Annotated in this window: 6 protein-coding genes; all 6 read left to right on the top strand. The window is 61.6% G+C overall.

Annotated elements, in window-relative coordinates; genetic code table 11:
- Positions 1-332 (top strand): N-acetyltransferase family protein (locus ACXRVY_RS16100; RefSeq protein WP_458237746.1); only part of this gene is annotated, 332 nt, incomplete at its 5' end.
- 147 nt (positions 333-479) lie between these two features.
- The gene (locus ACXRVY_RS16105) at positions 480-1472 is read left to right on the top strand and encodes a 2-dehydro-3-deoxygalactonokinase (protein ID WP_458237747.1); all 993 of its coding nucleotides are present in this window, start codon (positions 480-482) and stop codon (positions 1470-1472) included.
- Positions 1473-1491: 19 nt separating this feature from the next.
- Complete coding sequence (locus ACXRVY_RS16110) at positions 1492-2112, top strand: 2-dehydro-3-deoxy-6-phosphogalactonate aldolase (protein WP_223459558.1); 621 nt, start codon at positions 1492-1494, stop codon at positions 2110-2112.
- A gap of 48 nt (positions 2113-2160) precedes the next feature.
- A complete protein-coding gene (gene dgoD, locus ACXRVY_RS16115; protein WP_458237748.1) occupies positions 2161-3309 on the top strand; it encodes a galactonate dehydratase in 1149 nt (382 codons plus the stop codon).
- A 171-nt stretch (positions 3310-3480) separates the two neighbouring features.
- The gene (locus ACXRVY_RS16120; protein WP_457266337.1) at positions 3481-4791 is read left to right on the top strand and encodes an MFS transporter; all 1311 of its coding nucleotides are present in this window, start codon (positions 3481-3483) and stop codon (positions 4789-4791) included.
- Between the two features lie 60 nt (positions 4792-4851).
- Positions 4852-5313: IclR family transcriptional regulator (locus tag ACXRVY_RS16125; RefSeq protein WP_458237749.1), on the top strand; the 462-nt coding region annotated here is incomplete at its 3' end.

The raw sequence follows: 5313 nt of genomic DNA on the forward strand, positions 1-5313 counted from the left end.
CCCATGGCCTGATCTGCCTGCGCGACGGTGCACCCATCGGTTTCGCGGTGTTCTTCTTCAGCTATTCCACCTGGCTTGGCAGCAATTGCCTGTACCTCGAAGATCTCTATATCACCCCGCAACAGCGCGGCGGAGGCGCGGGCAAGACCCTGCTGCGGCATCTGGCGAAAATCGCCTGCGCCAACGACTGCGGCCGTTTCGAGTGGAGCGTGCTGGAGTGGAATACCCCGGCCATCGAATTCTACAAATCCTTGGGGGCGCAGCCGCAAGAGGAGTGGGTTCGCTATCGGATGGACGGGGCGGTGCTGCGGGATTTCGCTGCGGGTAACTGATCGCTTTTAAAAGATCGCAGCCTTCGGTCTGCGATCTTTTTTTGTATTGTCTCACAATATGGGATTGATATTTATATATTGAGATTTATCCCGGCACAGGTTTATAGTCCTGCTCACTCACTGCCAAAAACCAAAACAGGTGAAGCGATGCAGGCGCAATTGATCGCGCTCGACTGGGGGACAACCTCATTACGTGCTTACAAACTGGCTGAAGGTGGCTTGGTCCTCGAACAGCGTTCGCTGTCGTCGGGGATCATGCAGCTGCCGAAAGCGCCGCGAATCATTGGCGGCCGGGAATGCGCCGACGGCTTTGAACTGGCCTTCGATGAGGCTTGCGGCGACTGGCTCGACGCCCAGCCGGATTTGCCGGTGATTGCCTGCGGCATGGTCGGCAGCGCCCAGGGCTGGCGCGAAGCGGCCTATMGCGATACACCGGCGAACGTCGCCACTCTCGGTACTTCTCTGCAAACCGTGCGCAGCCTGCGCGGGGGCGATGTGCATATCGTGCCCGGCGTTATCGAGCGTTCGCGTTTGCCGAACGTGATGCGCGGCGAAGAAACCCAGGTGCTCGGTGTGCTGCAAAACCTGACGGGTGAGGTGGGCGCTGACCTGCTGATCGGCCTGCCGGGCAGCCATTCGAAATGGGTTGAAGTGGCCGATGGCTGCATCGTGCATTTCGATACCTTCATGACCGGCGAAGTGTTCGCCGTGCTCAGCGAGCACAGCATTCTCGGACGCACCCAACAGCGTGGTGGGTCGTTCGATGGCGATGCGTTTGATCGCGGTGTGCAGGTCGCGTTGTCGGCGGACGGTGAAACCGGTCCGCTGTCGACGATGTTCAGCGCCCGCAGTCTCGGGCTGACCGGCGAATTGAGTGCCACCGCCCAGGCGGACTACCTGTCCGGCCTGTTGATCGGCCACGAGTTGGCGGCCCTGGCCAATGTCCAGCGGCGTCGGCGCAACAGCGTGCATCTGCCGTCGATCATCCTCATCGGTAATACCCGACTCTGTGCCCGCTACAGTCGCGCGCTCGATGCCTGCGGTTTTGCCCGGGTAACCCTGGCCGAACAGGCCACCGAACGCGGATTGTGGCAACTGGCGCTCGCCGCCGGCCTGGTCACGTCCACCGCATCCCGTTAAACCTGCCTGGAGGTCTGACATGCTCAAACAAGCGCTGGCGCAAAACGGCCTGATCGCGATCCTGCGCGGCCTGTGTCCACAGGAAGCCGCCGCCATTGGCGAAGTCCTGTATGCCGCCGGATTTCGCGTCATCGAAGTGCCGCTCAATTCCCCTGAGCCGTACGAAAGTATCCGCATCCTGCGCAGTACCTTGCCCGCCGATTGCCTGATCGGCGCCGGTACGGTGTTGACGCCGGAGCAGGTCGAGCAAGTGAAAGCCGCGGGCGGCCAGGTGATCGTCATGCCCCACAGCGATCCGAAGGTCTTGCGCGCGGCGAAAGCGGCGGGGCTTTACCTGTCGCCGGGTGTCGCTACACCTACCGAAGCGTTCGCGGCACTGGCTGAAGGGGCGGATGTGCTGAAGATGTTCCCGGCTGAGCAGATGGGCCCGGCGGTCGTCAAAGCCTGGCTGGCAGTGCTGCCGGCGGGAACGATTCTGGCGCCGGTCGGGGGCATCACGCCGGACAACATGCAGTCGTTCATCGACGCTGGCGTCAAAGGCTTCGGCCTCGGCTCCGGTCTGTTCAAACCGGGCATGACGGCGGAACAAGTGGCGGCCAATGCCAAGGCCTATGTCGCTGCGTGGAAGGCCCTTCGATAAGACTTTTTGGGCGCTGCGAGCGCTGCATCTAACAAGAGAGACAAACAGATGAAAATCACCAAACTSACCACSTTCATCGTTCCGCCACGCTGGTGCTTCCTCAAGGTCGAAACCGACGAGGGCGTCACCGGTTGGGGCGAGCCCGTGGTCGAAGGTCGCGCCCACACCGTTGCCGCTGCCGTTGAAGAATTGTCCGACTACCTGATCGGCAAAGACCCGCGCAACATCGAGGACATCTGGACTGTGCTCTATCGCGGCGGCTTCTACCGTGGCGGCGCGATCCACATGAGCGCCCTGGCCGGTATCGACCAGGCCTTGTGGGACATCAAGGGCAAGGCGCTGGGCGTGTCGGTCAGCGACTTGTTGGGCGGTCAGGTACGGGACAAGATTCGTGTGTATTCGTGGATCGGCGGCGACCGTCCGGCAGATACCGCACGGGCGGCGAAAGAAGCGGTCGAGCGTGGTTTCACCGCGGTGAAAATGAACGGTACCGAAGAACTGCAATTCCTCGACACCTTCGACAAAGTCGATCAGGCCTTGGCCAACGTCGCTGCCGTGCGCGATGCCGTCGGCCCGAACGTCGGCATAGGCGTCGACTTCCATGGCCGGGTGCACAAGCCCATGGCCAAGGTGCTGATGAAGGAGCTTGATGCGTACAAGCTGATGTTCATCGAAGAACCGGTGCTCAGCGAAAACTACGAGGCGCTCAAAGAGCTCGCGCCGCTGACCAGTACGCCGATCGCTTTGGGTGAGCGGCTGTTCTCGCGCTGGGATTTCAAACGCGTGCTCAGCGAAGGCTACGTCGACATCATCCAGCCGGATGCGTCCMACGCCGGTGGCATCACCGAAACCCGCAAGATCGCCAACATGGCCGAAGCCYATGACGTGGCGCTGGCGCTGCATTGCCCGCTGGGCCCGATTGCCCTGGCAGCCTGCCTGCAACTGGACGCGGCTTGCTACAACGCGTTCATTCAGGAGCAGAGCCTGGGCATCCATTACAACGAAAGCAACGACCTGCTCGACTACGTCAAAGACCCACGGGTGTTCGACTACGACCAAGGCTTCGTGAAGATCCCGAACGGCCCGGGCCTGGGCATCGAGATCAACGAGGAATACGTGATCGAACGCGCCGCCATCGGGCACCGCTGGCGCAACCCGATCTGGCGCCATGCCGATGGCAGTTTTGCCGAGTGGTGAGTGATCTCTGATCCACCACAAATCCCTTGTAGGAGCGAGCCTGCTCGCGATGGTGTGTCAGTCGCCATCAATGGTGAATGACACACCGCTATCGCGAGCAGGCTCACTCCTGCAAGGGGTCTGCGTCAGCCTTTAGAACGACCTCAATAACCATAAGAAGAGGCACCCCTCATGCAACCGCAAACCCTCACCGGGCAGGCGTCGTTGGTGACGCCCAGCCGCAAGCGTTTTTTCATCATGGTGCTGTTGTTCATCACGGTGGTGATCAACTACCTGGACCGCAGTAACCTGTCGATTGCCGCCCCGGCGCTGACCAGTGACCTAGGCATCGACCCGATCCACGTCGGCCTGATCTTCTCTGCCTTCGGCTGGACCTACGCCGCCATGCAAATCCCCGGTGGCTGGCTGGTGGATCGCGTGCCGCCACGGATTCTGTACAGCGTTGCCTTGTTGCTGTGGTCGGTGGCCACGGTGATGCTCGGCTTCGCCGCCAGCTTCATCGCGCTGTTCGTGTTGCGCATGGCTGTCGGTGCGCTGGAAGCGCCGGCGTATCCGATCAACAGCCGCGTGGTCACCACCTGGTTCCCCGAGCGCGAGCGCGCCACGGCCATCGGTTTCTACACCTCCGGGCAATTCGTCGGCCTGGCCTTCCTGACGCCGGTACTGGCATGGCTGCAGCACGAATTCGGCTGGCACATGGTGTTCGTCACCACCGGCGCGGTGGGCATTGTGTGGGCGGTGATCTGGTACGCGGTGTATCGCGAGCCGCGGGATTTCAAAGGCGCCAATGACGCAGAGATTGATCTGATCCGCGAGGGCGGCGGGTTGGTGGATATCCAGGCCGAACAGGCCAAGGTCAAAGCCAAATTCAGCTGGACCGACCTGGGCATCGTCCTGACCAAGCGCAAACTCTGGGGCATCTACCTTGGGCAGTTCTGCCTCAACTCGACGCTGTGGTTCTTCCTGACCTGGTTCCCGACCTACCTGGTGAAATACCGCGGCATGGACTTCATCAAGTCCGGCCTGTTGGCGTCGCTGCCGTTTCTCGCCGCGTTTATCGGCGTGCTGTGTTCCGGGTTCTTCTCGGACTTCTTGATCCGTCGCGGCTACACGGTGGGTTTCGCCCGCAAATTGCCAATTATCAGCGGTTTGCTGATCTCCACCTCGATCATCGGCGCCAACTTTGTCGAGTCGACGCCGCTGGTGATTGCCTTTCTGGCACTGGCCTTCTTCGGCAACGGCCTGGCTTCGATCACCTGGTCGCTGGTATCGACGCTCGCCCCGGCGCGCCTGCTCGGGCTCACCGGCGGGGTGTTCAACTTCATCGGCAACTTGTCGGCGATTGCCACGCCTATCGTGATCGGCTTTCTCGCCACGGGTGATTCCTTTGCTCCGGCGATCACCTACATCTCGGTGCTGGCATTGATTGGCGCACTGTCCTACATCCTGCTGGTGGGCAAGGTCGAGCGTATCAAGTTGTAGTCGTGGCACGCGGGCGACCATAATGCCGCCCGTTCACTCGCTCAACGGTAAAGGCTGGATATGCAGGAAGACGCCCCAAAAATCGCCAAGGACGCCGCGCCGACCGGCACCCAGACCCTGCTTCGCGGTCTGGGTGTGGTCCAGGCCGTGGCCAGTGGCGCCCGCGATCTCAAGGAAATCGCCCGGCTGATCGGCACCACGCGCAGCACCACCCATCGCCTGGCCAGTTGCCTGGTGGACGAGCGTTATCTGCGGGTGGTGCCGCAAGTCGGTTATCTGCTGGGGCCGAAACTGATTGAACTGGGGTTCCAGGCCCGTGAAGAGTTGCCGCTGGTGACCCTGGCCGGGCCGTATCTGGACGAGTTGTCGGCATTGACCGGCGACACCATTCACCTGGCGATTCGTGAAGGCGACGAAGTGTTGTACCTACACAAGAATCCGGGGCGCAATGGCCCGGAAATGCGTTCGCGGGTCGGTCATCGCATGCCGTTGGCGCGCACCGGGATCGGCAAGGCGCTGATG

This window comes from Pseudomonas sp. P5_A2_2, assembly GCF_054177685.1.